This window comes from Ureibacillus endophyticus, assembly GCF_003628435.1.
GTDB classification, from domain to species: domain Bacteria; phylum Bacillota; class Bacilli; order Bacillales_A; family Planococcaceae; genus Ureibacillus; species Ureibacillus endophyticus.
This window is the reverse complement of record NZ_RBZN01000001.1, coordinates 221,690-246,017: the sequence shown is the minus strand read 5'-3', so window position 1 is coordinate 246,017 and position 24,328 is coordinate 221,690. Positions and strand designations below refer to the sequence as shown.

Below are 24,328 nucleotides of genomic sequence, written 5' to 3'. Positions count from 1 at the left end.
TCCTTACTTTGTTTTTAACAATAACTGAAGTGCATGTTTCATATAACTTTCCGTTGTTGTTAATTGTTCATTTTCTTCAAGTTTCGGCTTTATTTTTGCTAACTCTTTTTCTGAGTATCCTAAAGCCATAAGGGCAAGTAGCGATTCTTCTAGTTCATGCTTATTCGGATTTACCCCAAATAACGGCAGTTCATTTTCTGCACTTGGTAATTCAACTTGCTCTAGTAATGAACCTAGTTTTCCTTTTAAATCTAGTATCATTTGTCTCGCTGTTTTTTTACCAACACCAGGAAACTTTACTAAGAACGCTTCATCTTCTAATTCAATTGCTGAAATTACTTGGTTCGGATTTCCACTAGCTAAAATTGCTAATGCACCTTTAGGACCTATACCTGACACTTGAATTAACTTTCGGAACAATTCTCGTTCTTCTAATGTTTTAAAACCAAAAATCAATTGTGCATCTTCTCGAACATGCATATGTACAAAAATCTGTTGTATATCTTCTTTTATTCGAAAAGCAAATGGGTTAGGTGTAAAGATTTGCCAACCTATTCCTTGTTGCTCTAACACTACGTATTCTGGCGTAATTCTAGTAATTTTACCTATGATATAATCGTACATCGATCTCCCCCACATTTCACTTTTAAAATTATAGCATAACATAATCAGACCACGTACTAAACATTCCTTTTAAACAAATAGAAAGACCGCCTATTTCCTAGACGGTCAAAATTCATCTTATAATAGTTTAATAGTAACATAGTTTTATTTTGATTGTAATTTTTCAGTTTCAACAACTAATTGAGGCCAATGTCTTAATGCTTTTTCTGTAAATGGCATTAAATAGTCTAAGAAGGTTTCTTTTTCATAGTCACCTAATTGCAAAACATAAAGCCATTCTCTTAGGAGTTCGTTTGGGTATTGTAAATAAAACAGTTTTTGCCTACAAAGATCATATAAAAATGGATTTTCAGTAAAAAGCTTTTTAATATTGTAATTCATTGTTGGTAATGCTCGGTGCATCCATAGTATCATTTCTTCTGCGGAATCACCAACAACGGCTAAATCAAAATCAATTAATTTCATGGTTTGGTCTTCACAAATTAAGAAGTTATGGTGAACAACATCCCCATGAAGTAAAGTGATTTTCCCACTAACTCTCTGTCTTTTCCTACGCATTTGTTTTAACACCCTACTTGCGTAGAGAACTATGTCATAAAACCCTTCATTTAAATAGGGCAGTAATTCCTTTTCACTCAATATAAAACGTTCAAGTCGTGCATTCCATTTTTGGTATAAATGTTGTCGTGGAATGCGATAATCATTTTTCCAATCAATCAAGTTACTCGTATCATGTAACTCATTTAAAATTTTTAACGCTTGTTTTCGCTGATGTTCATTAGAGAAGTCTGCACTCAAGCTATTATTTTGCCAAACTTGAACGAGCAAATTAGGCTCTTTGCTCTTCTTTAATGGTATAACATATGGAAACTGGATAGATTCTAGTTTATTGTGTATCAGTTTTACTTTTTCATATACTGCATGATTTTCGTACTTTTTTATAAATAAAGTACCTTTAGTCGTCTCATGCTTCCATATATTGTTTTTTATTTGCATATTAATATTTCCAAGGTGTGTAATGTGGTGAATAAGGGTTCATATATGGATAGCTTTGACAGTTCGGATACATTTGTTGAGGCATCATGTTGTCATACATTGGTTGTTGTTGCATCGGCATCATATGGTGTGGCATATGCGGCATCATATGATGAGGACTGTCATAATGGCCATCATAAGCTTGAGACTTCGGTAAGAATTGACTATCTAACTCATACATCTCATGATATTCATCAGCTACTTTTGAATCGTCAAAAGCAAGGTCATGGTGTTCATCCTTCATTTCATCATATGCTCCCATTACCTGTTCAGACTGCTGCAGCTCAGTAGAATCTTTTAACCAATCTGGCAAACCACCTTGTTCTTCTTGTTGTGGGTAGTCCTCTTCCATAATAGGTGAAATATCATAATTTGGTTCGAAATATGGTACACCATAAGGCATCATTCCAGCACTTTGACTTCCACCACATCCGCATGGAGAAGGTTGCATATATTGTTGTTCATGTTGAACATATTGTTCTTGACATCCACATCCACATGGTGGTTTTTGATAATGATGTTGTTCATGGCAACCACACGGCGGCTCGTAATAGTGTTGTTCATGGCATCCGCATGGCATTGGATAGAAATGTGGCATTACTGGAACATAAATGATTTGTGGTTGTGGAACAGGTACATATTCAATTTCCTTTTCCTTATCCGTCACTGGTTGCATATGTGTATGTTGCATATGAATATCTGGCATCTCTATAAAAATTGGCTGTGGTTGAGGCATTGGCATTGGTTGTGGCTGTGGTTGTTGAAAATGCATTTGCGGTGCAAAATCTAAATGGAATTGTGGTGTCATATCAAATTGTGGCATTACAGGTTGTGGCATTGGTTGGACAGGTGCTGGCATTTCTTGTGTCATTTTTTCTTTTGGCGATGGTGGCATCTCCATTTGTGGCATTTCTTGTGTTACCATTTCCTTAGGTGCTGTTTGCATTTCCTTAGGCGCCGTTTGCATTTCTTTTGGTGCTGTTTGCATTTCTTTAGTTGGCATCGGTGCAGTTAGCTGTTCCTTTGTCATATTACTTTTTGTTGGTGTTGCAGAATCAGGTAAAATAATTTCCATACCAGGAACAATATAATCAGGGTTTGCTAAATGTGAATTTAAGCTTTTTAACTCATCGAGACCAATCCCGTATTGTTTAGCAATTCTCCAGAGTGTCTCACCTTTTTGTACAATATGAATTCGCACAAACATCCTCCTTTTCTCGTTTTATAATATGATAAGCAATTGAAAAGGACACAAAAAAATTCTAGGAATAAGTTCCTTCGTGATAAACTATGAATTAGGGAGTAATAGATATACATGAATTTCTCTTTGAAAGAGGTGTGAATATGAAGAAATTATTAGGTGAAGAACGACGTAATGAACTATTATCCTTATTAAAAAATGCAAAAAGACCAATTACAGGGACGGATCTTGCAAAACATTCAAATGTATCTCGGCAAGTAATTGTCAATGATATGAATTTATTAAAGGCACGTAATGAACCAATTATTGCCACTAGCCAAGGTTATTTTTATATGTATAAGGAAGACACTGCTTCAAACTACGAACGCAAAATTGTTTGTCTACATACTGCGGAGCAAGCAGAGGATGAGATGCTAACTATTGTAGATTGCGGTGTTACGTTAAAATCTGTTATCGTAGAACACCCTGTATATGGAGAAATCACTGCTTCTATGATGTTATCAAATCGAAATGATGTTCAAAACTTTATTGAACGTGTAAGTGAAACAAATGCAAATTATTTATCTGCTTTAACAAATGGTACCCATCTTCATGTTATTTCCGCTCCTACTATTGAACAATTGAATTTAGCCGAAGAAAAACTACGAGAAAAAGGTTACCTCGTGGAAGGATAACATTACGAGATCATTCCTCAAAAATAATACAATAGTATATGTGAGCAGATATTAACTAAGCACAAAAATTAGCTGTTAATATCTGCTCATTTTTTATCTAAATAAAACGATCCAAATCCTCTTTAGAAGGAATCATACATGCATTGTTTTGTTTTAATAGTTTGTGACGATTTTTTGCAATGATATCATAAATGATATTTCGTAAAGGTACTGGTACGAGTAAAAATACGTACAATAACTTCCAATATCGGTCAAGCCCTAAAGCAATTCTTAATACGGCCGAAGATTTAGTATAGGCACGATCATTGTCAACTAATACAACACTATCAATCGTTTTTGGAATGTTATGCTTTTCTACTAATTCTCTTCCACTTGTACTTTGAAGTGAAGCAAATTTGAATTGTTTCCTCTTATCACGCTTTATGATAAATTGAACACTTTGACTACAGAAATTACACTCACCATCAAACAGAACGACCTTCATAATAGACCTCTCCTCACTCAGGTGTTAAATATGTATAATATGTACCTAGCGACTTCACTGTACAACCAAGCGCACCTAGCTCCTCCACTGCCCCTTTTACCATTGGCTCATTTTCATCTGCTAATACATCAATAATAAAGAAGTAATCCCCTAAACCTGTTTTTAATGGTCTTGATTCAATTTTACTTAAATCAATTCGACGCCAAGCAAAAACAGAAAGCACTTGATGCAATGCACCGGATACATTTTCTGGTAGAGTTAGCATAAATGTCGTTTTTGATTTTCCTTCTGATGTCTCAATTGGTAGTCTAGAATTCTTTTTAGCTAATACAAAGAAACGTGTGTGGTTAAAATGGAAATCATGAATATTTCTTTCTACAATTTCTAAACCATATTTTTCTGCAGACGAAGTATTTCCTATTGCTGCAATACATTTATCTGGATTTTCTGCCACATATTTAGCCGCAGCTGCTGTTGAGGATGTTTGGTTTAATGGAACCGAACTAAAACGGTAAAACAAGTATTTATGACACTGTGCTAATGCATGGGAATGGGAATAAACCCCTTCAATATTTTGCCAGTTATTTACTTGTTCTTTATTTACCATAAGGTGTTGTTGAATTTTTGATAGCACTTCACCTACAACATATAAATCTGCCTCATGATATAAATAGTCAATTGTTAGCGTAACTGTTCCTTCTAGAGCATTTTCTACCGGAACAACGGCAAAATCAACACGATCATTCGAGACTGCTTCAATACAATCTGGTATTGTTGTAAACGGCATTAACCATTCATTTGGAAAAAGACCTTTAGTTGCTAAATATGTAAAAGAAGCTTCCGGTCCTAAATAGGCAATTCGTTTCTCCCATTGTTGATGTTTCACGTATAAGCCCCCTACTTTTTTAATTATTCAGTAATTTTATCATAAAAAAGAGTCCAATCATATAGACAAGATTACTCGGTTTAAATAAAAAAAGAGAGCAGACTATTTTGCTCTCTTTCCTCACTTATAACGCTCCAGAACTAATTACTTCTGCAGACTCAACAAACTCTAATTTTTTCAGCAATTGAATTAACTGATCTAATTCAATGGCCATACTTGTTACGTCTAGTGATAATGTAACGTTTGCACGTCCTTGAATTGGAATAGTTTGATGAATTGTAAGTACATTACAATGTGACTCTGAGATAATTTCTAACAACTTTGCTAATGCACCTTTTTCATCTTGTAACTGGATAAAGATCGTTAAAATTCTTTCTCTCACAATGGAGTGGAAAGGAAAAACGGCATCTCGATATTTGTAAAATGCGCTCCGTGATAAATCGACCTCTTTTACTGCATCCCATATAGAAGATACAGAACCACTTTGCAATAGATGCTTTGCTTGTAATGTTTTTTGCATTGCATCCGTTAATACATCTTCACGAACTAAATAATACCGTTGATTCGCAACGTTTTTCATACTCTCCCCCCAAAATCCCTAAAAACAAACTCTATTCGATAAATTCAAATTCAAATTCCATTAAACGAACAATGTCACCATCTGTTGCACCACGTTCACGTAATGCATCATCTACTCCCATTGCACGTAATTGTCTTGCAAAACGACGAATTCCATCTTCACGACTAAAGTCAGTCATTTTGAACAGACGCTCTATGCTGTAGCCAGATAAAACAAATGCTCCATCATCATCACGAGTAATTTCGAAGTCTTCTCCTTTTTTCTCGTGTTTATAAAGTACTGTTGTGTCGCTTTCTTCTTCGACTATTTCATGCAATTCGAACTCTGGTGTTACTTCTAGTAAATCTGCTATTTCAAATAATAAAGGCTTTAACCCTTGACGAGATATAGCTGAAACTGGGAATACTTTTACAGTATCGCCAACCTTTTCTTTAAATGCAATTAAATTTTCTTCTGCATCAGGCATGTCCATTTTGTTCGCCACAACAATTTGTGGACGTTCAGTAAGGCGTAAATTATATTGTTTTAGTTCTTCATTAATCGTAACATAATCTTCATATGGGTCACGACCTTCCATTCCGGACATATCGATTACATGGACAATAACTCTTGTGCGTTCGATATGACGTAGAAATTGCATACCTAAACCGACACCTTGGTGAGCACCTTCAATTAATCCAGGTAAGTCTGCCATTACAAAACTTCTGCCGTCTTCTGTTTCAACCATTCCTAAGTTCGGAACGATTGTTGTAAAGTGATAAGCTCCAATTTTTGGTTTTGCCGCTGATACAACAGATAACAAAGTGGATTTCCCCACACTTGGGAAACCTACTAAACCAACGTCAGCTAATACTTTTAATTCTAATATAACATTTAATTCTTGTCCTGGCTCCCCTTTTTCTGCAAGTTCTGGAGCAGGATTTGCAGGTGTTGCAAAACGCGAATTTCCACGTCCTCCACGACCACCACGTGCAATGATAGCAGTTTGACCATGTTCAACTAAATCTGCAATAACTGCTTTCGTTTCTTCATTTATTACCACTGTTCCAGGAGGCACTTTAATCACTGTATCTTCCGCATTTTTACCGTGCATGCCTTTACTCATTCCGTGTTCGCCACGTTGAGCTTTAAAATGACGTTTATAGCGGAAATCCATTAATGTTCTTAAACCTTCTTCTACTTGGAAGACTACATTCCCACCATGTCCTCCATCTCCACCTGCTGGACCACCATTCGGTACATATTTTTCTCTACGGAAAGCGACCATTCCATCGCCACCATCTCCGCCTTTCACATAAACCTTAACGTGATCGACAAACATACTCATACTATCACTCCTGTTCCAAGCTCAAAACATATTTCCATATCTTATTAGTTTGCTCATACGTTTGAACTTTCATATTCGGTAATTCTTGCTGTTTAAACTGTGGGGCTTCCCAATATCCTCTTAAGTCCAAAGTTAACTTGAATTCATTCTTATTAGATTCGACTTCGATAAATAGTTGTTGCTCTGTATATGGATCTAAATGATCATAAACATGAATAATTGTCTTTTCTAAGTATTCTACTATTTGCACATCTTTTTTCATATTAACAGGATGTTCTACATGACTTTTTAAATTAAAGTCTATGGAAGGATATCTCCATTGAAATGTTTGTAGCCACTCTACCGTTTTTGGTAAATTAAGTTTATTTAAATTCGATAAGGTTTTGCAGTTTTCCGAAATATTTTCAATCGTATTTTTTGCTTCGTCTACCTTACCTAATTCTAAATACATTTTAATCAATTGTAGATGGTTCATAAAATCGTGATTTGCAAACCTTATAACTTCACTATTAGAGAGAGAATGAATCTTCATTTTGAACCTCCAAACTAACTTAAAAAACTACTACTATTATCTTTCTAAGTATAACAGTTTTTCTTATATTTTCCTCTCTAACATTCTAAAAGAATTAATACTTTGAGAAAATTTCAATTATCCAGTATACAGATACTCATTTCGTACTAGGAAGTACTCTAATTGTTAATCCTTCTAAATTAGTATGGTACTTATTCCGTACCTTTTAGCATTAAAATCATAAAAAAGGACTGCTGGCTAGCAGTCCTTTTGCATTCGTATAATATTAAGCTTCTTGAGCAACTGGGTATACACTTACTTTTTTCTTGTCGCGACCTAAACGTTCGAATTTAACAACGCCGTCAACTTTAGCGAAAAGTGTGTCATCACCACCGCGGCCTACGTTTGTACCTGGGTAAATTTTTGTACCGCGTTGACGGTAAAGAATTGAACCACCAGTTACGAATTGACCATCAGCACGTTTAGCACCAAGGCGTTTTGCTTCAGAGTCACGTCCGTTCTTTGTAGAACCTACCCCTTTTTTCGAAGCGAAAAATTGAAGGTCTAAAGATAATAACAATTTCATTTCGTTCCACCTCCTACTTGATTGTAGTTGATTCGAATATATTGTCCATAGTTTTGAACCATCGAGTAAACTTGAGCAGTCATAACTTGGACAATAAGCTGTAATTTTGCATCAATATCAGCATCTAATTTAGTAGGAAGATCTACTCGTAAGTAACCTCCACCTTCAGTTGCTTGATCAACTTCCGGTTCAATATTTAAAAGTGCGTAGATAGCATTTACTGTACCAATGGCAATAGTAGATGCACCAGCACATACTAAATCTCTACCAGTTTGATCATATTCAGCATGACCTGAAAATTCAAATGCAGATACATGTCTATTTTCATCGTGATGAATCGTAACCGTAATCATTCGGTTCACCTCATTAATTAAGCGTTGATTGATTCAACAACTAATTTTGTGTATGGTTGACGGTGACCTTGTTTACGACGGTAGTTTTTCTTCGCTTTGTATTTGAATACAGTGATTTTTTTAGCGCGACCTTCTTTAACAACTTTCGCTGTTACAGTAGCACCTTCAACAGTAGGAGCACCTACTTTTACTGTTTCGCCACCTACGAATAAAACTTTATCAAATGTTACTACTTCGTCAGCTTGAACACCTAGTTTTTCAACATAGATTTCTTGTCCAGCTTCTACTTTGATTTGTTTTCCACCAGTTTCGATAATTGCGTACATTTACCTGCACCTCCTCTTAGACTCAGACTCGCCTGTAATGAAAGGTGATCTTAACGATACTTAATAACCTTCCCAGAGCGGTTGTAGCACGGGTGCTACAAACAACATTAAAATACTAACATATATATTTTTTCAAGTCAACCGTTTCATTACATGTTTCTCAAATGCTAGACGATATTTCCTATATCTCCATTCACTTACTAATCTTAAGAAAATAAAAATTGATAACACTAATAAAAATAACGTTTTTGGTAACAAAATAAAAGTAATAATCATTGTTAATATTGTCAAAATAAGTGATATGGATAAGTACATTTCATAAAAACGTGCTTTCGGATAAATCAATAATATTAACGATAGAATAATTCTTCCACCATCAAGGGGCCAAATTGGAATTAAATTAATGCCAAGTAAAATTAATTGGATTTTTAATAAAGGGTCGGCCAATAACGGATCGAGGAAAGGGACAACACATAAACAAAGCAGGGTAGCCATAGGACCTCCAATAGCAATAATAAGCTGCTTGTTTGGCGATAATGAAATCCCACCCTGTAATTCAATTTCACCACCATAAGGCATAATTACACAACGCTCTACCTTAACTTTACATAAAAAAGCAGCAACAATATGCCCTAACTCATGGATTATTAACGATGTTAAGATAAGTGCATAATATGAAACATTCCCAGATAAGATCATTGAAAACAAAATAGGCAAAAATAATGGATGAATTGTCATCCGCATCATGGTTGCGTATGCTCTTTCATCCATTGTAATGTTTCTTCAAGATTTAAAACTCGCCCATCTTGTTCAATTTTCAAATATAGATCCCCTGGTTCTTTATTGGCAATCGTACTACCTCTTTCAATCGAAGTATAAGGTAAGAGAGAAAATGAGTCCACATTTCCATAAGTCACTGTTGTATTATCTTCATAATAAACCGAAATTGTTTTACCTGTTGTCTTAGAATGTCCAGTATAAACAACCAAGCCATTTTCAATAGCAAGAATTGGAATTGTCTCTTCGAAGCTTAATAAATAGCCATTATCATAGGGTTTGATAGCAACAAAAGAAAGCAATTCTTGATTTACTGGCTCAGATGACACAGTAATTTTTGCATCTGATTCTTCACCAAAAATTTCTCGAAGAACATTACGCATTACCGTCAAATCCTCAGAGCTATATACAATTTTCTTTACATCGATATTGATTTGTCCCCGTTCCTGCATCCCATTGCCAATCAAGACAAGTGCACATAGAAGAAAGGCTGCAATCCATTTCCACTTTTTGTTCACTACCTCATCCATTCTGCATTTTTCATAGTATATGAAAAATATGAAAATACGATTCAATGAGATTTAGAAAAATATTAAAATAGTCAACGAGAATGATGCAACCATCGCAGGTCCAAAGAGTTTTAACTTTTTTGGATACCCTCATTCAACTTATAACTAAACAAAGAGAGATGCCTCAGTAACCGTTGAGACACCTCCTAAATTGTTTGTTATTAAACTTTCACTCTTATTTTGAAAAGATAGAAATTAATTTTTTAAACATCCCTTTTTGCTGATCTTCTAAAGTCATAAGCGGGACGGATTCACCTAAAATTCTTCTAGCGATATTGCGATATCCCAAAGAAGCTTTGTTGTTTGGATCCATTACAATTGGTTCACCTTTATTGGATGAACTAATAACCTCTTCGTTATCTATGATTATTCCTAATAAATCAATAGATAAATGAGTTGTGATTTCTGTAATGTCCATTGTATCCCCATTCTTCATTAAATCTTTTCGAATGCGGTTAATAATTAATTTTGGCGGTTCGATCGCCTCTTTTTCTAACAACCCAATAATTCGGTCTGCATCTCGAACAGCAGAGATTTCCGGAGTTGTCACAACGATAGCACGATCAGCACCTGCTACTGCATTTTTATATCCTTGTTCAATCCCTGCAGGACAATCGATTAATACATAATCATATTCACGTTTTAATTCATCTATTAAACTCTTCATTTGCTCAGGCGTAACAGCATTTTTATCTGTTGTTTGAGCAGCCGGTAATAAAAATAGTTTCTCATCTACTCGTTTATCACGAACGAGCGCTTGATGTACTTTACAGCGGCCATTAATAACATCAACTAAATCATAGATTATACGATTATCTAATCCTAAAACTAAGTCTAAGTTTCGTAAGCCGATATCAGTATCAACTAAACATACTTTCTTCCCTTGAAGAGCCAATGCAGTTCCCAGATTGGCAGTTGTTGTTGTTTTACCTACCCCGCCTTTACCTGAAGTTATTACGATTGCTTCACCCACATCAGCTTCCTCCTTTTACCTTATTAAAAAATGGACGTATTTTTCTTACTTCTTGTAAACGTTCATACGAAATTATGCCGTCTCTATTAAGGTATGCAAACAATTGTTCTGAGCTGTTTTGCACAACAGGACTTTCATTTGACATAATTTCAATAGAGTCAGCAATTAAAACGTGGGTAGGTTTAAATTGTGATGCAGCAACAATTGCATCACGATTTCCTTCAATTCCAGCGTGTACTATACCTCTTAAATTTCCTAACACATAAATATTTCCGACTGCCTCTACTTGACCATTCGGATTAACATCACCAATAACTATGATGTCGCCAGCTGATTTCAATACTTGGCCTGAACGAACAATTCCGACATATGTATCGTACTGTTCCGTTATTAGTTTTTCATTACTCTCTATTATTGGTATTACATCACTATGCAATTTTGCAACTTGCATACTACCAGAGTTTTCTACAATATTAATTAGTTCAACTTGCTGTTCATTAGAGAGGTAACGATTCCCTAAATGGAGTTGTACATCTACTATCCCATCAATACTACCTTCTGAAACTTTATGACTAAGTTCCTCTACTAAATCTGCGTAGGCGCACTGATCATCAAGCCGAAGTACTAACCCTTCTTTTGTCCCTTTAATATGGACAAGCTGTTTTTTCATAAAAAGCGACACCTCACGCCATCAAATTAAGAAGCATCTCGGGCATGCTGAATTACTCGCGCATTAATTAAATACTTAAAAGCCCACCCAAGCATACTTAAAAACAATAAATTTGCAATAATTGTTGGAAGTAAACGATTACTTAAAAAACTTGTTAAAGGTATCGTTGTTAGATTAATAAAAGAGAAAAAATAGTATAGTACTAATTCCATAATTGCCACTAAAAATAAAGACAATATAGTTGTTACGCTTAGATGTTGATGAATAAATTTAATCGCAGATCCAGCAACGAAGCAAACAAGTGGATATAAAAAGGAATATAATCCAATAATATCAATGTAAAAGACATCATACAAGAGTCCAAAAAACAAACCGTACAAACATGCACGTTTGCGACTATAGTAAATCGATATAAAAATTAAATATAAGATAAGAAAGCGGGGTACTAAATATAAAATATCGTCCCCCCACTGTATAGGAGAAAACAGTGCAAATTCAGGCTCCAATAAAAATAAAACTACGGCTACAAAAGGAATTAAAAAGCGAATCATATTTTATTCTTCCCCTTCACCTGTAGACTCGTCAACATCATTTGTTAAGTCTGCATTCGTTCCATTTCCATCAGATCCGTCTACTTCATTAATATTTCTTTTAGCAATAATAACATCCTCCAGCATTGAAAAATCTGCTGCAGGTTTGATATAAGCCATTTTTGTTAAACCAAAATCATCTGTTGTTACTTCTGTTACTTCTCCAATTAAAATCCCTTTAGGGAATATCCCTCCTAGTCCAGAGGTTACAACTTGTTCACCTTCATTTACATCTAAGCTAGAATCAATTCGTTTTAATATTAATTCATTACGTTCAGTGTCATATCCTTCTAACAAACCAAAAATATCCTTTTTCTTTCCATGAACAATGGCAGATACTCGGAAATTTGGATTGTTTGTTTGTAATAATTCAACTTCAGAAGTAAATGGAGTAACAAGACTAATTTTCCCAATTAATCCTTTAGCTGTCATTACAGCCATGTTTAATTTTACACCATGAGAAGATCCTCTGTTGAGGATGATTTTTTCTTCCCATTGATCCGGATTTCTCGCAATCACCGTTGCCTTAAGTGGATTAAAATCTTTTAAACTACTTTCTTTTTTCACTAGCTCTTTTAAAGATTCATTTTCTGATTGCAATGTATTAACTTCTGCTTGAAGCACGGCAAAATCTTCCAAACGCATTTTTAAACGTTTATTTTCTTCGTACGTATTTAATAAAGAATTAATATCATTAAAAATACCAGTTATGTAATTAGCTGGCTTAGCAACAATAGATTGTGCAAAGCCAACTGTGTCTTTAATAAATTGTTCGGGAAGATTAGCATTTTGTCGATCACGTAATGAGAAGCTAATCAATGCCACAAGGAAAATTATACCAACTAGGAGCAGTATTAATTTCTTGTTTGAAAAAAACTGTGGCATTGCTATCCCCCCTATTTTTTCATTTGCTGTGAACGAACTAAATCAATATGTTCTAAAGCTTTACCTGTTCCGATTGCAACACAGTCTAGTGGATTTTCTGCGATAAATACAGGCATATTCGTTTCGTCACTGATTACTTTATCAAGATTACGTAAAAGTGCTCCACCACCTGTTAATACAATCCCTCGTTCCATAACGTCTGCAGAAAGTTCAGGAGGTGTTTGCTCTAATGTTTTCTTAACTCCATCAGTAATTGCAGAAATTGCTTCACGTAATGATTCAGAAATTTCTTCTGATGAAATTTCGATTGTTTTTGGTAGTCCTGTTAAAAGGTCACGTCCACGGATTTCCATTTTTTCATTACTGTCATCTACTCGAGCTGTACCAATTTCAATCTTAATTTTCTCAGCTGTACGTTCACCAATTGTTAAGTTATATGTTTTTCTAATATAACTAATAATTGATTGATCCATTGCGTCGCCACCAATGCGAACTGATTCACTAGTAACGATACCGCCTAAAGAAATTACGGCAACCTCAGTTGTTCCTCCACCGATGTCTACAACCATAGAACCAGTTGGATCCCATACTGGCAAATCAGCTCCAATCGCTGCTGCGAACGGTTCTTCAATGGTAAACGCTTCTTTAGCTCCAGCTTGTCTTGATGCATCGATTACTGCTCGCTGCTCAACTGAAGTAATGCCATAAGGAACACAAATCATTACATTTGGTTTTTTCCAATTTGAACCTGAATTTTTTAATGCTTGTTTTAAATAATATTGTATCATTGCAGTTGTGATATCAAAATCTGCAATAACCCCATCTTTCATTGGACGAATTGCAACAATCGACCCTGGTGTACGTCCAATCATATTTTTCGCATCATTACCAACAGCAACGATGTCTCCAGTTTTAGTATTTTTTGCGACAACAGAAGGCTCGCGTAAAACGATACCTTTTCCTTTAATAAATACAAGTGTATTTGCTGTGCCAAGATCAATCCCGACATCTTTATTTCCTAATCCAAACAATTTTGTACTCCCTTTCTCTTTTTAGACCATTCTCATTCCAATGCCTAAAATCATAAAATTTATTATAGCTGAAAAGCTCGAAAAATTATAGTATCACATGTACTGTTCTACCACATTTGTCTATTGACAATCAATTTTAATCGACATTTTTCATTGTATTTCGATTGTGGCTTTGAAACAAATAAAATAAATATGTAAGTTTTTACAATCGTGTAACAACTTCACCATTCAAATGACGAAATTTAAAAGAAATGGTTCGATGAAATAATACAGTAATAAAATTAATTTTCAAATCTTAATTTTACTCCTTTTAAGGAAATATTAGTAATGTTTTTAACATCGATTTGTTACTTTATTTTTACTTTAATTTACCCAAATTTGAAGGGAAAATCCGTCTTAATAAAAAAGTAAGAAAGATTCCATCAAAAATGGACGTCTCAAAGTTCTTGAGGCGTCCATTTTCCTTCTAACTATTACTTCATCATTATAAGTATACGTAAAAACATTCAAATTTACGAATCCTAATTTGAAAAAATTCAAGTTCTAACAATTACATATATCCTTTTTCTTTTAAGCTGATAAATTGATGATCACCAATTATGACATGATCAATCAATTCAATGCCTATGATATATCCCGCTTCTTGCAAACGTTTTGTTACATCAATGTCCTCTGGGCTTGGTGTAGCATTGTAGTGTAGAAATGATGCGCCGTGTTATGTTACCATAACCGGTTTCAAAATTCCCCACTCAGAACCGTACGTACACTTTTCAATGTATACGGCTCGCCAGTTGTTTAACCAGGAATTACTTCTCGTAGTATGTTTGCTATGGGTCCATTTCTAGCGGCCAGATTTCGTATTTGCCAATTACCACTACTTTTTTAAATCTTTTAGTTTAAGGAATGTATGTACTATTTGATTACCTTGCTTGTGCTGAACTAAACATAAACGCCCTTGTTGATATCGTCTCATCCTCATTGCAACCTTTTTAGAAGTACTTCTTCTTTTAAAGGCAATAGTTTTAAGAAAACTGCGTTCTGCTAAATAAAATAATTTGTTTAATATGTGAAAGTTATCTGCTAGTTTATAATAATTTGCGATTATTTCTAGCTCTTTATTATAAGTTAACAAAATTTCGGTATCAGAAAGATTTGTTAGTTTTCTTCTGGGCTCCACCGTGAAATTTTGTAAATTCCCATAACCATTTTTTGATGCAAAGGTTTGTATACTTTTAGCAGGTATTTTTATCATAATAGATTGGTTCCATTGTTTGTTTAAAGTAAATTCATATCCTAAAAATGGTATTTCCTTTTCAATGTGAGTGATTAGAGTCTTTTCTTCACTAAGATGTAACTTGTCCATTAGAAATTCACTAATTAAAAATTGTATCTTTCGAGCACTTTCCTTTGTACCAACAATCCCAATTACAAAAATATTAGCAAATCTTACATGTTTTACATTTAAATGGTACCCTATAAACGAATCAAATTCATGTAGATAAATATTTAAAAGCAATTTTGAAAAGTTGCTAGTTTGTGTTTCATTTATTTTCCAACCATTTAGAACACCACATTTAAGGGCATCGTGAATAAGTAATAAAAAACGTCGATCTTCTATTTTTTGGCCTAATAAGTTCAATAATATTTGAAAATGAATTGGACTCCAATTTCCCCCAATTTCACCATGAATACACCAAGTTATCCCTCTCCAATTATCTTTAATATCAAGTAATGCCGTATGGTAGTTGCGATTTTTTATTGAACAATGTGAATGCTCGCTGAAAATTGGTTCATATATTTTTTGAAGCATCATATTCAAAACCTCAAACATTAATCTATCTTGAAAATTTATTTGACTTGTTTGTCGAATTGGGAAGAAGCGGTATGTACCATGTCGTAATCTTTCAATGATATTTTCGATAATTTTTTCATCAATATTAGTGTTTGGATAAAGGTTAGTATATGCTTTGTTCCACAATTCTTTGTGATAAAGTAGACGATAACAATCTTTTAACTTTTTATTTTTACGAGAAATTTTCAAGTAAACGTCTAACTGTTGAAATGGATTTGATGCCATGTTCATGACTCCTTCCAGCCTAAACGTTTAAGAAACAACCTGTCTTCCTTCCCCTTGCTAAACTCATTACAAGCAAACGTTGAGTACTATGAAGACTCCGTTGCCATATGTGATTTTCAAATACCAATATATTATAGCCAATAAGGCACTCACACTTAGGCAATCCCTGCATTACATATAAATTCAGTTTCGTGATGGTTAGGTATCCCTTTCGACATTTTCCTCTACCAGAGGATTGAAGGATAAATCTCACTATGGATAGGAAAGCGGAAAATTCCAATAGACTTTAATTGTCACCCATTTTATCCTCATTACCTGTTAGCTATCGTAGGCAATGGCACACCCAACACTCATCTGTCTAGGATTCAGGCAGTATAGCTTTTACCATACATCACTTGGTCTGAAGAACTGATTCAATGTTGATAGCTACATTGTCTATTCTCCTTTTCACGTCATGCTATGTTCCCTTTATAAGTTTCCTTGCAAGGTAAGACGCTGACCATAGAACATTGTGAGAAGTTCTAGTTTTCTTTTGAAAACGCTGAATTTATATACATTACAGGCGCACTCCGCTTGGGTGATTATGTGCACATATAATTGATGCTGCTGATCGTTTAACGGCTTCACGGAATATTTCGCGTGGATGGACGATACTTGAATTTAAGCTTCCGATAAATATTGTTTGTTTGTGCAATACTTGATTTTTAACATTTAAGAAAAGAACTACAAAATGTTCTTGTTGAAGCGAGGACATTTCAGGCATTAGGAACGTAGCAGCATCTTGTGGAGATCGGATGGTAAAGCGCGAATCTACTTGTTTTTGGGCTAATCTTCTTCCGAGTTCAATGGCTGCAAGAAGTTGTACAGCCTTTGCTTCACCAATCCCTTTAATCGAGACTATCTCTTCTAAAGTAGCGTGTTTTAACCCATGTAATTTTTCAAAATAATTTAAAACGCGATTAGCAAGAGTTAACACTGACTCTTGCTTTGTACCAGTACGTAATAAAATCGCGATTAGTTCTTGATTAGATAAACTTTGAGCACCTTGATTGATTAACCTTTCCCTCGGTCGATCGTCTACATGGACATCACGAATCATCAACTCTGGAAATGGAATCGTCATCCCTACCACTTCCCTTATATTTTAATAATATCTAGTTCAACTAATTTTTCGAATAGACTAGCTAAAGGGAGTCCTACGACATTGTTATAATCACCATTAATATGGTCGACAAATAAAACACCGTCAGTTTGAATTCCATAACCTCCTGCTTTATCAAAAGGGTCACCAGTATCAACATAGGCTTCAATTAATTTTTGCGACAGATTTTTAAAGTACACTTCTGTAACTTCTACAAAAGTAAATTCTGTACTATCCTGCTGAATGATTGCAACACCTGTCATTACCTGGTGATGGTTGTTAGATAACTTTTGTAAGTGAGTTATAGCTTCTTCACGTGTTTTAGGTTTATGTAGTAGTATGTCTTCAAAAACAACTATCGTATCAGCCCCAATAATTGTTTTCCCCACTACTTTTTTTGCCACGTCACGAGTTTTTAACAAAGCTACATCCCGAACATAATCTAACATCGTATTAGCAGTTACCGTTGTCTCAATAACATCACTTGTTATAACCTCAAAAGGAATTCCTAGTTTTTCAAATAGTTCTTTCCTTCTTGGTGATGCTGAAGCTAAAATAATTTGTTCATCAGTAGTAAAATTCATTTCCATTCCTCCTAACTATATAATAGCTTAGGAAGTGCATTTTGAAAAATTTCGAGGAATTCCCTAAATCCTCTTTTTACCCCAAAAACGACCTATTATAATTTAATTTTCATACAGTCGTTTTCATTAAAATAATGTGTAATTAGGTGTAATCTCACAACACTTAAATCACCTGAAATGCTTGATAATGCTGAAGTTATGGAATCCCAATCAGATGGAATACTGTCAGGTTCTTTCGTATCTTCAAAATAAAATTTTGACGGATTATTACTTTGCAAATGTGTTGGTAAAGATTGTAACGCGGGGTTAGAACAAGCTGAACCGGAAAAAGTAAAAGATTTAGCAAAAGATGTCGGATTGTCTGAAATTACAAGTTCCTCTTTTACAGGTGTAACAGAAGACCAAACGTAAAAGTTCCCATCTATTTCAACGATTGCGCTCGTATTTAATGAGGCGTAACCAGCGATAAAATCCAAAGCTGATTTATGACTTGAGAATACACCATGTTGGTTTGCGAAAAATTCCACTGCCATTTTGTCTACTTTTGGTTCTTCAGATGATTGAACTGGTATTACTTCTTCTTCCTCAACTTGATTCGTTGCCTGTTGCTGTTGTTGTTCATTAGAATCCATTGAACTTAGTAATAATATGAAAAATAGAACACCTGCTAAGCCTGCAACTGATCCAATTATCGCCGCATGCATTAGATCTCTTTTTCCTATAACATTTGGAAATTTCATTCGCTTCACCTCATATTAACCGTATCAAAAATAGAACGAAAAAAAGCGAAACTAATGTCGCCTCGCTTAAAAAATAATTCGCAAATAGTACTATTAAACGATAAATTCCAACATTATTACTTATCACTATTTGCATATTTTTTTGTTTTCAATCATTCAATGTTTAAAATCTCTTTTCTTAAATCCGTTAATAAATAAAGTGATCCCGTGACAATTGTTTTCCCTGGTAATTTTGTGCAACTTTTAATGAAACCTTCCCTATCTTTCAACACGTTTTTCTTTGTTGCATTAGAAAGTTTCAACATCTGCTCAGCATTCATTGCGCGTGAATTTGAAAAATCAACAAAATAAAATTCATCACTTACCGTCTCCAGAATAGCAAGCACATTTTTAACGTCCTTATCCGCTAACATGCCAATGATGAAACGGATATATTCATTGGGAAATTGTTGTTTAATAGTGCTCACTAGCATTTGTGAACTTGCAGGATTATGTGCTCCATCAAAATAAACATTTTGCAGCACTTCCTCAAATCTACCTTGCAGTTTAGAATTGTGCACACCTTCCTTAATTTTTTCAGCGTCTACTTTTACTGAAAAATGTTTTGCCACTTCTAAAAACGCGGTTATTGCCAAAGTCATGTTTTCACCTTGATGATCACCTGGAAGAGTTCTGTTTAAATGAGAAATATCAATTCCTAGAATTTCATTTAAATAGCGGTCTCCATTAGTAGAAGGTATCACATAAATTTGTCTACCCAGAACATACAAGGGCGAATTTTTTTCAGAGGCTTCGTCTTCAATAACATTCATAGCATCCTCAGGTAATACCCCCACTACAACAGGCTTTTCATGTTTTATAATTCCAGCTTTATGCTTTGCAATACTTGAAATGTCAGATCCTAAAAATTTGGTATGTTCCAACGAAATACTTGTTATTACAGAGACGATCGGAGTGACAACATTTGTACAATCTTCTCGCCCTCCCATCCCTGTTTCAAGTAAAACTAAATCGACTTTTTTATTGACGAAATAAAGAAATGCCGCGCATGTTAAAAGTTCGAAATCTGTTAGTTTCCCACTTAATCCAGCACGTTGCATTCGTTCAAAGATTTGATTGAATTCTTGCTCTGTAATTGATTCACCATTTGATTGAATCTGGTCATGTACATCAACAATACATGGCGACATAAATTTGCCCACATTTAATCCATGGTGCATTGCGATTTGTTCAATAAACGTTAATGTAGAGCCCTTTCCATTCGTCCCTGCAATATGGACAACAGAAAGTTTATCCTGTGGATTATCTAATAAGTTTAATGCATGTTTAATTGCATCTAATCCTGGTTTAATTTCATTACTACTTTTTATATTCCATTCGTTTTTATACTTATCCAATCCTACGATCAACACAATACACCCTTTAACATTTAATTAAGTTACGTTCAATTATAACATTATCAAATACTTATTAGAGTGTTAAACTATACTCAAGGAGGTTCTTATGACAAACTGTTGGATTATTTATAATGGAAGTCTTATATCAGAAAAATTTGTTGACCAAGCTAATTTAATGGCTGAAGCCGTAAAAAAATATAATGTGGAACCTGTTGTATTAAAAAACTGTGATGTAATGATGAATTTACAAATTGACTTAGAAGATCGACCAGATTTTGTCATTTTCCTCGACAAGGACGTTTTATTAGGCCAATTTCTAAAACAACAAGGTATACCAGTATTTAATGACCCGGATATTATTGAAACATGTGATAATAAAGCAAAACAATACTTAAAATTATCCCAAGCTAACATACCAATTCCGAAAACAATTATTGCTCCAAAAATTTATAAAAATTTCTCAATAAAACAAACCGGTTATTTTGAAAAAGTAATCGCACAACTAAAATTGCCAATGATTATTAAAGAAGGACATGGCTCTTTTGGGATGAAAGTATATTTAATTGAGACAGAAGAACAATTTTATGAAAAAGTTGAGGAATTAAATGGTGTAGACTTTGTGTTCCAAGAGTTCATTGCATCAAGCAAAGGCCGAGATATACGAGTAAACATAGTTGGCGAAGAAGTAGTAGCTGCTATGTATCGCCATTCTGAAACAGATTTCCGCGCAAATATTACAAATGGCGGTACTGCAGAGCGTGTCGAACTTACAGAAAAACAAATTAACATTGCCAAACAAGCTGCGAAAGCATTAGGAGCAGAGTATGCAGGTGTAGACTTGTTATTCGGGAAAAATGAAGAACCTATTGTATGTGAGGTTAATGCAGCTGCCCATATTCGAAACATTTATAATGTGACAGGTGTAAATGTTGGAGAAAAATTAACAGAATATATATTAAGGAAGCTTGCACTATGACAGTGGGATGGTTATTTTACTCTGAACAAGATGCTAAGAAAAACAAATCGTTTATTGATGAACTTATCGCTGAAGCACGTACACAACAAATTGAACTAATATTAAAATTTGAACACGAATATAATTTACATCACCACTTCGACATAGATTTTGTTTGGAACCGTACACGAAATTACAAAGTAGCCCTTTATTTTGAACAACAAAACATTAAAACCTTTAATAATCATTTAGTTAATAAGTTAGCAAATAATAAATGGGATACTTATCAATTTGCAAAAAAATTGAACATTCCTTCCATCCCATCTTGGAAAGCATTACCTGAACAAATCACTTATCCCGTGGTTGTAAAATCTGTATCCGGGCATGGTGGACAAGAAGTTGTACTTTGTAAGACGGAACAAGAAGTAAATCAGTACATAAACCAATTTGGTAAGGACTCATCAATCATTCAACCTTTTATGCCATCGAATAACCAAGATATTCGAGTGTGGATGCTTGGTGAACAAATACTTGGTTCAGTATTAAGAACTGGTTCAGATAATTTTAAATCCAACTACACACTAGGGGGAACAATTGAGCATTTTCTTATACCAGAAAATTTAAAAAGTTATCTTTACAAAATTACCCGCGAACTTAAAAGTGACTATATTGGTATTGATTTTATAAAAAGCGATGGTGTTTATTACTTAAATGAATTAGAAGATCCTGTTGGTGCACGATCATTCTATAACCTATATGATGTCAATTTACCTCAAGTCTTAATTTCATATATTAAAAAGATGCTATCTTAGAAATTGAAAGCTCATCAATTCCATTCCCAATGGTTTTGATGAGCTTCTTGATTCACTGATCTTTTAAAATTTTTAAAATACTATTCGTTAGTGAATCTATTACCCCTTGAACTTGATGATTAGGTGAAGCTAAATCAAGTAATCTCCAATTTATTTCAATTTGAATGCAAGGGATTCCAACTGTCTTTGAGACTTCTGAAGAAACTGTATTTTTATAACCACCAGTAAAGAGCTCGTCTATAATCACTGGTGTTATATTTTGACTTTCAAACGATTCTTTAATAATGCCCGCATATTGGGGATTGTTAAAAACATTTTTTCCGTTACCGGTTCCAATTTCAATCGCACTCGGTCGTTTACTAGACATAATATGCAAATCAAATAAATACTTAAGATTGAACTCTGTTACCACTTTTTTTATAACTTCTTTATATGGATGAAAACCATCGTAATTCGGATCAGTCAAATCATTTTTCGTTTTCGTAATGGCAAAACAATTTAACCTTTTTTGAAGGATCTTCACTAATGCCCCTGTCATGAATTCACCTTGTTTTATCTTGCCCTCTCGAAAATGTGTAACACTATGAGGGCTAGATAAAATAATAGGAAGCTCTCCTTTAAGTATTTCAAATGATTCAGGGAAATCTTCTTTGATATAGGCTTTTTCCAAACCCATTATTTCTTCAATGAGATCCATATTTTCCTCCTAAAGTTTAGGTATTTTCTCACGCACTGCTGATAATGTTAGATAACTAGATAAAGGAACGATAATAATAATCATAGCAACCTTTATCCACCAATCATCAATCTTTAACTGCGTGATAGTAAAAATCGTAGCAAGGACTGGCAAAAACTGTGTGTTCACACTTTTTCTAAATAAATAGAAGAGGTCCCTTTCAACATCACAAATCTTACCAATTTGTTTAATCCCCAACTTATCTCTTAAATGTGCTGGTATCCCTATGGAGATGTTGATACTACTTTCATTTGAAATTATATTTGTTTCTTTAATTAATTCAGTAGATGCAAGTTCAAGTACAGGTACAGTTATTGTTCTTCCACGATAATGAAGAGTAATTAAATCATTTTCAGCTATCCCCAATAAACTCATCACACTTTTTGACACACGTACAATATTACTCGATTCATCTGTACTGTATGGACGAATTACTTTCAACTTTACTGAAGAAGGACGAATTGACCATCGCAGGTAAAAATAAAACAGTTTTTGTAACGGATTTAATTTCTTCCTTCTCCGCTTCTCAGGCAATGGATAAATCACCGCTCGATTATATCCAACTTTTTGAAGAAGTTTCTTAGCCTTTACTTTCTCCTCATATGTATCAATCTTATGTACTTTATTATGACTATAGTGTTCTGCTAAAAAGTTCAATTGCTCATCAGTTAGTTCAGGTGTACTACTAAATAATTGGTAATAATAATCAGATAGTGTATCAGGTGGATGTTCAAAATTTAAAAATTCCCGCTGTAAGTAACTTAATCTGATTGTTCCAGCATCTAAAGAACTATCTAATATAATTTTGGAACGCTCCAAATCGATAGATGCGGAAGTTGCCCTATTTACAATTTCAAAATGTGATGTACCGATTTCATTAACCTTTTGGAAAATATCATCAGATACAGTAATACTGCCGTCAGCAATCTTTTTTACCGCCTGAATTTGGATTTTCGAACTAATAATTTTCTTTAAAGGATGGAACACGATTGCAGATGGTAGTTCTAATTTTTTCTTAATTGAAAAACTTAAAATAATTTCATCAGCCATCGATTTCTTTGAGCTTTTAATGCATCCTATGGCAAATTTGCTATTCATTGGATTATATATAACAACATAATCATTCTCTTGTAAATTCAATTGTTCCAATACTGAAGGATTTAGCTCAACTCGATTAAAAGGAATGTTCTGCCCTACTTTTTTCCCACTCACACGATATATCTTACTTTCCCTATGTTCTAATGATAATTTAGGATGTAAGTGAATATAGGAAGTAAAGAAGGCAAAAAATCGATGATAATTTTTTATCTGACCAATTTTAATTAAAGAAGTAAAACGGCTTGTCCTAAACGTTTTTACATCTTCCTTATTCAAATTAACTTGCTGTTCATTATTGGTTGATAGTGATTCTGATAAAAAAGAGTACAAACTATCATCTTCTGTTGAAATAACAATCCCCTTATTAGTAGCTTCTATATCAACTACAATTACCGAGGCAATATTGTTTTTATTTATATAAGAATCGATTTTTTGAGAATGAAATAACGTTACTGCTAAAACATGAACATTATAAATTTTATGTAGTTTTCTCGCCCAAAACTTTGCTCTGTTTTTATTTTGGGTATCTTTCACAACAATTAAAATTTCCTTTTCACCTTTATACATACTTTTTGAAAAGGAAAAAGACTGTTTTTGTTCGTAAACAAATAAGTGATTTATTTCATTTTCGAACGATGGATTGCTTGCCATCAATTTACCTCCTAATATGAGGGCATTTTATATTAAAAAAGGAGAAGTAATTAGA

At 34.1% G+C, this 24,328-nt stretch carries 27 protein-coding genes, 2 pseudogenes and 1 other annotated feature; of the genes and pseudogenes, 3 read left to right on the top strand and 26 right to left on the bottom strand.

The annotated features are described in order from the left end of the window. Window positions 1–3: 3 nt before the first annotated feature. The 3 genes from ruvA to D8M03_RS01135 form a co-directional block, all read right to left on the bottom strand. A complete protein-coding gene (gene ruvA, locus D8M03_RS01145) occupies window positions 4–624 on the bottom strand; it encodes a Holliday junction branch migration protein RuvA (protein ID WP_121212839.1) in 621 nt (206 codons plus the stop codon). A gap of 144 nt (window positions 625–768) precedes the next feature. After that, window positions 769–1,620, bottom strand: coding sequence for a phosphotransferase (locus D8M03_RS01140; protein WP_121212838.1), 852 nt, complete (start codon window positions 1,618–1,620; stop codon window positions 769–771). Between the two features lies 1 nt (window position 1,621). Continuing rightward, window positions 1,622–2,860 carry a LysM peptidoglycan-binding domain-containing protein gene (locus D8M03_RS01135; protein ID WP_170148362.1) on the bottom strand — a complete coding sequence of 413 codons (1,239 nt, stop codon included), beginning with the start codon at window positions 2,858–2,860 and terminating at the stop codon, window positions 1,622–1,624. Window positions 2,861–3,003: 143 nt separating this feature from the next. Between D8M03_RS01135 and D8M03_RS01130 the strand changes: the two genes are divergently transcribed. Then, window positions 3,004–3,534, top strand: coding sequence for a transcription repressor NadR (locus D8M03_RS01130; RefSeq protein WP_121212836.1), 531 nt, complete (start codon window positions 3,004–3,006; stop codon window positions 3,532–3,534). A 97-nt stretch (window positions 3,535–3,631) separates the two neighbouring features. On the opposite strand, the gene D8M03_RS01125 is transcribed toward D8M03_RS01130, so the two are convergent. The 21 genes and pseudogenes from D8M03_RS01125 to D8M03_RS01025 all read right to left on the bottom strand — a co-directional run bounded on the left by D8M03_RS01125 (window position 3,632) and on the right by D8M03_RS01025 (window position 20,033). Then, window positions 3,632–4,018, bottom strand: a complete 387-nt coding sequence (locus D8M03_RS01125; RefSeq protein ID WP_341943796.1) for a thiol-disulfide oxidoreductase DCC family protein — start codon at window positions 4,016–4,018, stop codon at window positions 3,632–3,634. 13 nt (window positions 4,019–4,031) lie between these two features. Next, complete coding sequence (pheA, locus tag D8M03_RS01120; RefSeq protein WP_121212834.1) at window positions 4,032–4,904, bottom strand: prephenate dehydratase; 873 nt, start codon at window positions 4,902–4,904, stop codon at window positions 4,032–4,034. Window positions 4,905–5,028: 124 nt separating this feature from the next. Next, window positions 5,029–5,484, bottom strand: a complete 456-nt coding sequence (locus D8M03_RS01115; RefSeq protein WP_121212833.1) for an ACT domain-containing protein — start codon at window positions 5,482–5,484, stop codon at window positions 5,029–5,031. Window positions 5,485–5,515: 31 nt separating this feature from the next. Beyond that, a complete protein-coding gene (gene obgE, locus D8M03_RS01110) occupies window positions 5,516–6,805 on the bottom strand; it encodes a GTPase ObgE (RefSeq protein WP_121212863.1) in 1,290 nt (429 codons plus the stop codon). 10 nt (window positions 6,806–6,815) lie between these two features. Then, window positions 6,816–7,343, bottom strand: coding sequence for a Spo0B domain-containing protein (locus D8M03_RS01105; RefSeq protein ID WP_121212832.1), 528 nt, complete (start codon window positions 7,341–7,343; stop codon window positions 6,816–6,818). A gap of 265 nt (window positions 7,344–7,608) precedes the next feature. Continuing rightward, complete coding sequence (gene rpmA / locus D8M03_RS01100; RefSeq protein ID WP_121212831.1) at window positions 7,609–7,908, bottom strand: 50S ribosomal protein L27; 300 nt, start codon at window positions 7,906–7,908, stop codon at window positions 7,609–7,611. Beyond that, the gene (locus D8M03_RS01095; RefSeq protein WP_121212830.1) at window positions 7,905–8,261 is read right to left on the bottom strand and encodes a ribosomal-processing cysteine protease Prp; all 357 of its coding nucleotides are present in this window, start codon (window positions 8,259–8,261) and stop codon (window positions 7,905–7,907) included. The genes rpmA and D8M03_RS01095 overlap by 4 nt, the downstream gene beginning before the upstream one ends. Before the next feature lie 17 nt (window positions 8,262–8,278). Beyond that, the gene (rplU, locus tag D8M03_RS01090; protein ID WP_097072744.1) at window positions 8,279–8,587 is read right to left on the bottom strand and encodes a 50S ribosomal protein L21; all 309 of its coding nucleotides are present in this window, start codon (window positions 8,585–8,587) and stop codon (window positions 8,279–8,281) included. 14 nt (window positions 8,588–8,601) lie between these two features. Continuing rightward, window positions 8,602–8,680: a sequence feature (ribosomal protein L21 leader region), on the bottom strand. Window positions 8,681–8,719: 39 nt separating this feature from the next. After that, the gene (locus D8M03_RS17870; RefSeq protein WP_245987380.1) at window positions 8,720–9,358 is read right to left on the bottom strand and encodes a site-2 protease family protein; all 639 of its coding nucleotides are present in this window, start codon (window positions 9,356–9,358) and stop codon (window positions 8,720–8,722) included. Next, window positions 9,331–9,882 carry a M23 family metallopeptidase gene (locus tag D8M03_RS01080; RefSeq protein WP_170148361.1) on the bottom strand — a complete coding sequence of 184 codons (552 nt, stop codon included), beginning with the start codon at window positions 9,880–9,882 and terminating at the stop codon, window positions 9,331–9,333. The genes D8M03_RS17870 and D8M03_RS01080 overlap by 28 nt, the downstream gene beginning before the upstream one ends. 226 nt (window positions 9,883–10,108) lie before the next feature. Continuing rightward, a complete protein-coding gene (gene minD / locus D8M03_RS01075) occupies window positions 10,109–10,906 on the bottom strand; it encodes a septum site-determining protein MinD (protein WP_121212828.1) in 798 nt (265 codons plus the stop codon). Window position 10,907: 1 nt separating this feature from the next. Further along, the gene (locus D8M03_RS01070) at window positions 10,908–11,576 is read right to left on the bottom strand and encodes a septum site-determining protein MinC (RefSeq protein WP_121212827.1); all 669 of its coding nucleotides are present in this window, start codon (window positions 11,574–11,576) and stop codon (window positions 10,908–10,910) included. A gap of 26 nt (window positions 11,577–11,602) precedes the next feature. Beyond that, window positions 11,603–12,127, bottom strand: a complete 525-nt coding sequence (gene mreD, locus D8M03_RS01065) for a rod shape-determining protein MreD (RefSeq protein WP_121212826.1) — start codon at window positions 12,125–12,127, stop codon at window positions 11,603–11,605. Window positions 12,128–12,130: 3 nt separating this feature from the next. Further along, window positions 12,131–13,051 carry a rod shape-determining protein MreC gene (gene mreC, locus D8M03_RS01060; protein WP_121212825.1) on the bottom strand — a complete coding sequence of 307 codons (921 nt, stop codon included), beginning with the start codon at window positions 13,049–13,051 and terminating at the stop codon, window positions 12,131–12,133. An 11-nt stretch (window positions 13,052–13,062) separates the two neighbouring features. Continuing rightward, window positions 13,063–14,082, bottom strand: a complete 1,020-nt coding sequence (locus D8M03_RS01055) for a rod shape-determining protein (RefSeq protein ID WP_121212824.1) — start codon at window positions 14,080–14,082, stop codon at window positions 13,063–13,065. A 550-nt stretch (window positions 14,083–14,632) separates the two neighbouring features. Continuing rightward, window positions 14,633–14,773, bottom strand: a pseudogene (locus tag D8M03_RS01050) (JAB domain-containing protein); the annotation flags it as partial. Between the two features lie 183 nt (window positions 14,774–14,956). Beyond that, entirely contained in the window at window positions 14,957–16,159 is a 1,203-nt protein-coding gene (locus D8M03_RS01045; protein ID WP_170148360.1) for a reverse transcriptase/maturase family protein, read from the bottom strand. A gap of 568 nt (window positions 16,160–16,727) precedes the next feature. Further along, window positions 16,728–17,258, bottom strand: a pseudogene (gene radC, locus D8M03_RS01040) (RadC family protein); the annotation flags it as partial. A 38-nt stretch (window positions 17,259–17,296) separates the two neighbouring features. Next, window positions 17,297–17,884, bottom strand: a complete 588-nt coding sequence (locus D8M03_RS01035) for a Maf family protein (protein ID WP_121212821.1) — start codon at window positions 17,882–17,884, stop codon at window positions 17,297–17,299. Between the two features lie 95 nt (window positions 17,885–17,979). Continuing rightward, window positions 17,980–18,624 (bottom strand): hypothetical protein, encoded by a 645-nt coding sequence (locus tag D8M03_RS01030; RefSeq protein WP_121212820.1) that lies wholly within the window; start codon window positions 18,622–18,624, stop codon window positions 17,980–17,982. A 152-nt stretch (window positions 18,625–18,776) separates the two neighbouring features. After that, window positions 18,777–20,033, bottom strand: a complete 1,257-nt coding sequence (locus D8M03_RS01025; protein ID WP_121212819.1) for a bifunctional folylpolyglutamate synthase/dihydrofolate synthase — start codon at window positions 20,031–20,033, stop codon at window positions 18,777–18,779. A 94-nt stretch (window positions 20,034–20,127) separates the two neighbouring features. On the opposite strand from D8M03_RS01025, the gene D8M03_RS01020 reads away from it, so the two are divergent. Further along, window positions 20,128–20,997 (top strand): ATP-grasp domain-containing protein, encoded by an 870-nt coding sequence (locus D8M03_RS01020; protein WP_121212818.1) that lies wholly within the window; start codon window positions 20,128–20,130, stop codon window positions 20,995–20,997. Next, window positions 20,994–21,788, top strand: a complete 795-nt coding sequence (locus tag D8M03_RS01015; RefSeq protein ID WP_121212817.1) for an ATP-grasp domain-containing protein — start codon at window positions 20,994–20,996, stop codon at window positions 21,786–21,788. Before D8M03_RS01020 ends, D8M03_RS01015 begins: the two co-directional genes overlap by 4 nt. Window positions 21,789–21,840: 52 nt before the next feature. Here the strand turns inward: D8M03_RS01015 and D8M03_RS01010 are convergent, their stop codons facing one another. Together D8M03_RS01010 and D8M03_RS01005 are read right to left on the bottom strand one after the other, a co-directional pair. After that, window positions 21,841–22,485 (bottom strand): hypothetical protein, encoded by a 645-nt coding sequence (locus D8M03_RS01010; protein WP_121212816.1) that lies wholly within the window; start codon window positions 22,483–22,485, stop codon window positions 21,841–21,843. 9 nt (window positions 22,486–22,494) lie between these two features. Beyond that, the gene (locus D8M03_RS01005) at window positions 22,495–24,273 is read right to left on the bottom strand and encodes a hypothetical protein (RefSeq protein WP_121212815.1); all 1,779 of its coding nucleotides are present in this window, start codon (window positions 24,271–24,273) and stop codon (window positions 22,495–22,497) included. Window positions 24,274–24,328 lie beyond the last annotated feature (55 nt).

Coding starts and splice junctions, on each gene's coding strand:
- D8M03_RS01020 (WP_121212818.1), top strand. CDS start 20,128: ATGACAAACTGTTGGATTATTTATAATGGAAGTCTTATATCAGAAAAA.
- D8M03_RS01070 (WP_121212827.1), bottom strand. CDS start 11,576: ATGAAAAAACAGCTTGTCCATATTAAAGGGACAAAAGAAGGGTTAGTA.
- rplU (WP_097072744.1), bottom strand. CDS start 8,587: ATGTACGCAATTATCGAAACTGGTGGAAAACAAATCAAAGTAGAAGCT.
- obgE (WP_121212863.1), bottom strand. CDS start 6,805: ATGTTTGTCGATCACGTTAAGGTTTATGTGAAAGGCGGAGATGGTGGC.
- D8M03_RS01095 (WP_121212830.1), bottom strand. CDS start 8,261: ATGATTACGGTTACGATTCATCACGATGAAAATAGACATGTATCTGCA.
- mreD (WP_121212826.1), bottom strand. CDS start 12,127: ATGATTCGCTTTTTAATTCCTTTTGTAGCCGTAGTTTTATTTTTATTG.
- D8M03_RS01140 (WP_121212838.1), bottom strand. CDS start 1,620: ATGCAAATAAAAAACAATATATGGAAGCATGAGACGACTAAAGGTACT.
- D8M03_RS01045 (WP_170148360.1), bottom strand. CDS start 16,159: ATGGCATCAAATCCATTTCAACAGTTAGACGTTTACTTGAAAATTTCT.
- D8M03_RS01030 (WP_121212820.1), bottom strand. CDS start 18,624: ATGAAATTTCCAAATGTTATAGGAAAAAGAGATCTAATGCATGCGGCG.
- D8M03_RS01105 (WP_121212832.1), bottom strand. CDS start 7,343: ATGAAGATTCATTCTCTCTCTAATAGTGAAGTTATAAGGTTTGCAAAT.
- mreC (WP_121212825.1), bottom strand. CDS start 13,051: ATGCCACAGTTTTTTTCAAACAAGAAATTAATACTGCTCCTAGTTGGT.
- D8M03_RS01125 (WP_341943796.1), bottom strand. CDS start 4,018: ATGAAGGTCGTTCTGTTTGATGGTGAGTGTAATTTCTGTAGTCAAAGT.
- rpmA (WP_121212831.1), bottom strand. CDS start 7,908: ATGAAATTGTTATTATCTTTAGACCTTCAATTTTTCGCTTCGAAAAAA.
- D8M03_RS01010 (WP_121212816.1), bottom strand. CDS start 22,485: ATGGATCTCATTGAAGAAATAATGGGTTTGGAAAAAGCCTATATCAAA.
- D8M03_RS17870 (WP_245987380.1), bottom strand. CDS start 9,358: ATGGATGAAAGAGCATACGCAACCATGATGCGGATGACAATTCATCCA.
- ruvA (WP_121212839.1), bottom strand. CDS start 624: ATGTACGATTATATCATAGGTAAAATTACTAGAATTACGCCAGAATAC.
- D8M03_RS01035 (WP_121212821.1), bottom strand. CDS start 17,884: ATGAATTTTACTACTGATGAACAAATTATTTTAGCTTCAGCATCACCA.
- D8M03_RS01015 (WP_121212817.1), top strand. CDS start 20,994: ATGACAGTGGGATGGTTATTTTACTCTGAACAAGATGCTAAGAAAAAC.
- D8M03_RS01130 (WP_121212836.1), top strand. CDS start 3,004: ATGAAGAAATTATTAGGTGAAGAACGACGTAATGAACTATTATCCTTA.
- D8M03_RS01115 (WP_121212833.1), bottom strand. CDS start 5,484: ATGAAAAACGTTGCGAATCAACGGTATTATTTAGTTCGTGAAGATGTA.
- D8M03_RS01005 (WP_121212815.1), bottom strand. CDS start 24,273: ATGGCAAGCAATCCATCGTTCGAAAATGAAATAAATCACTTATTTGTT.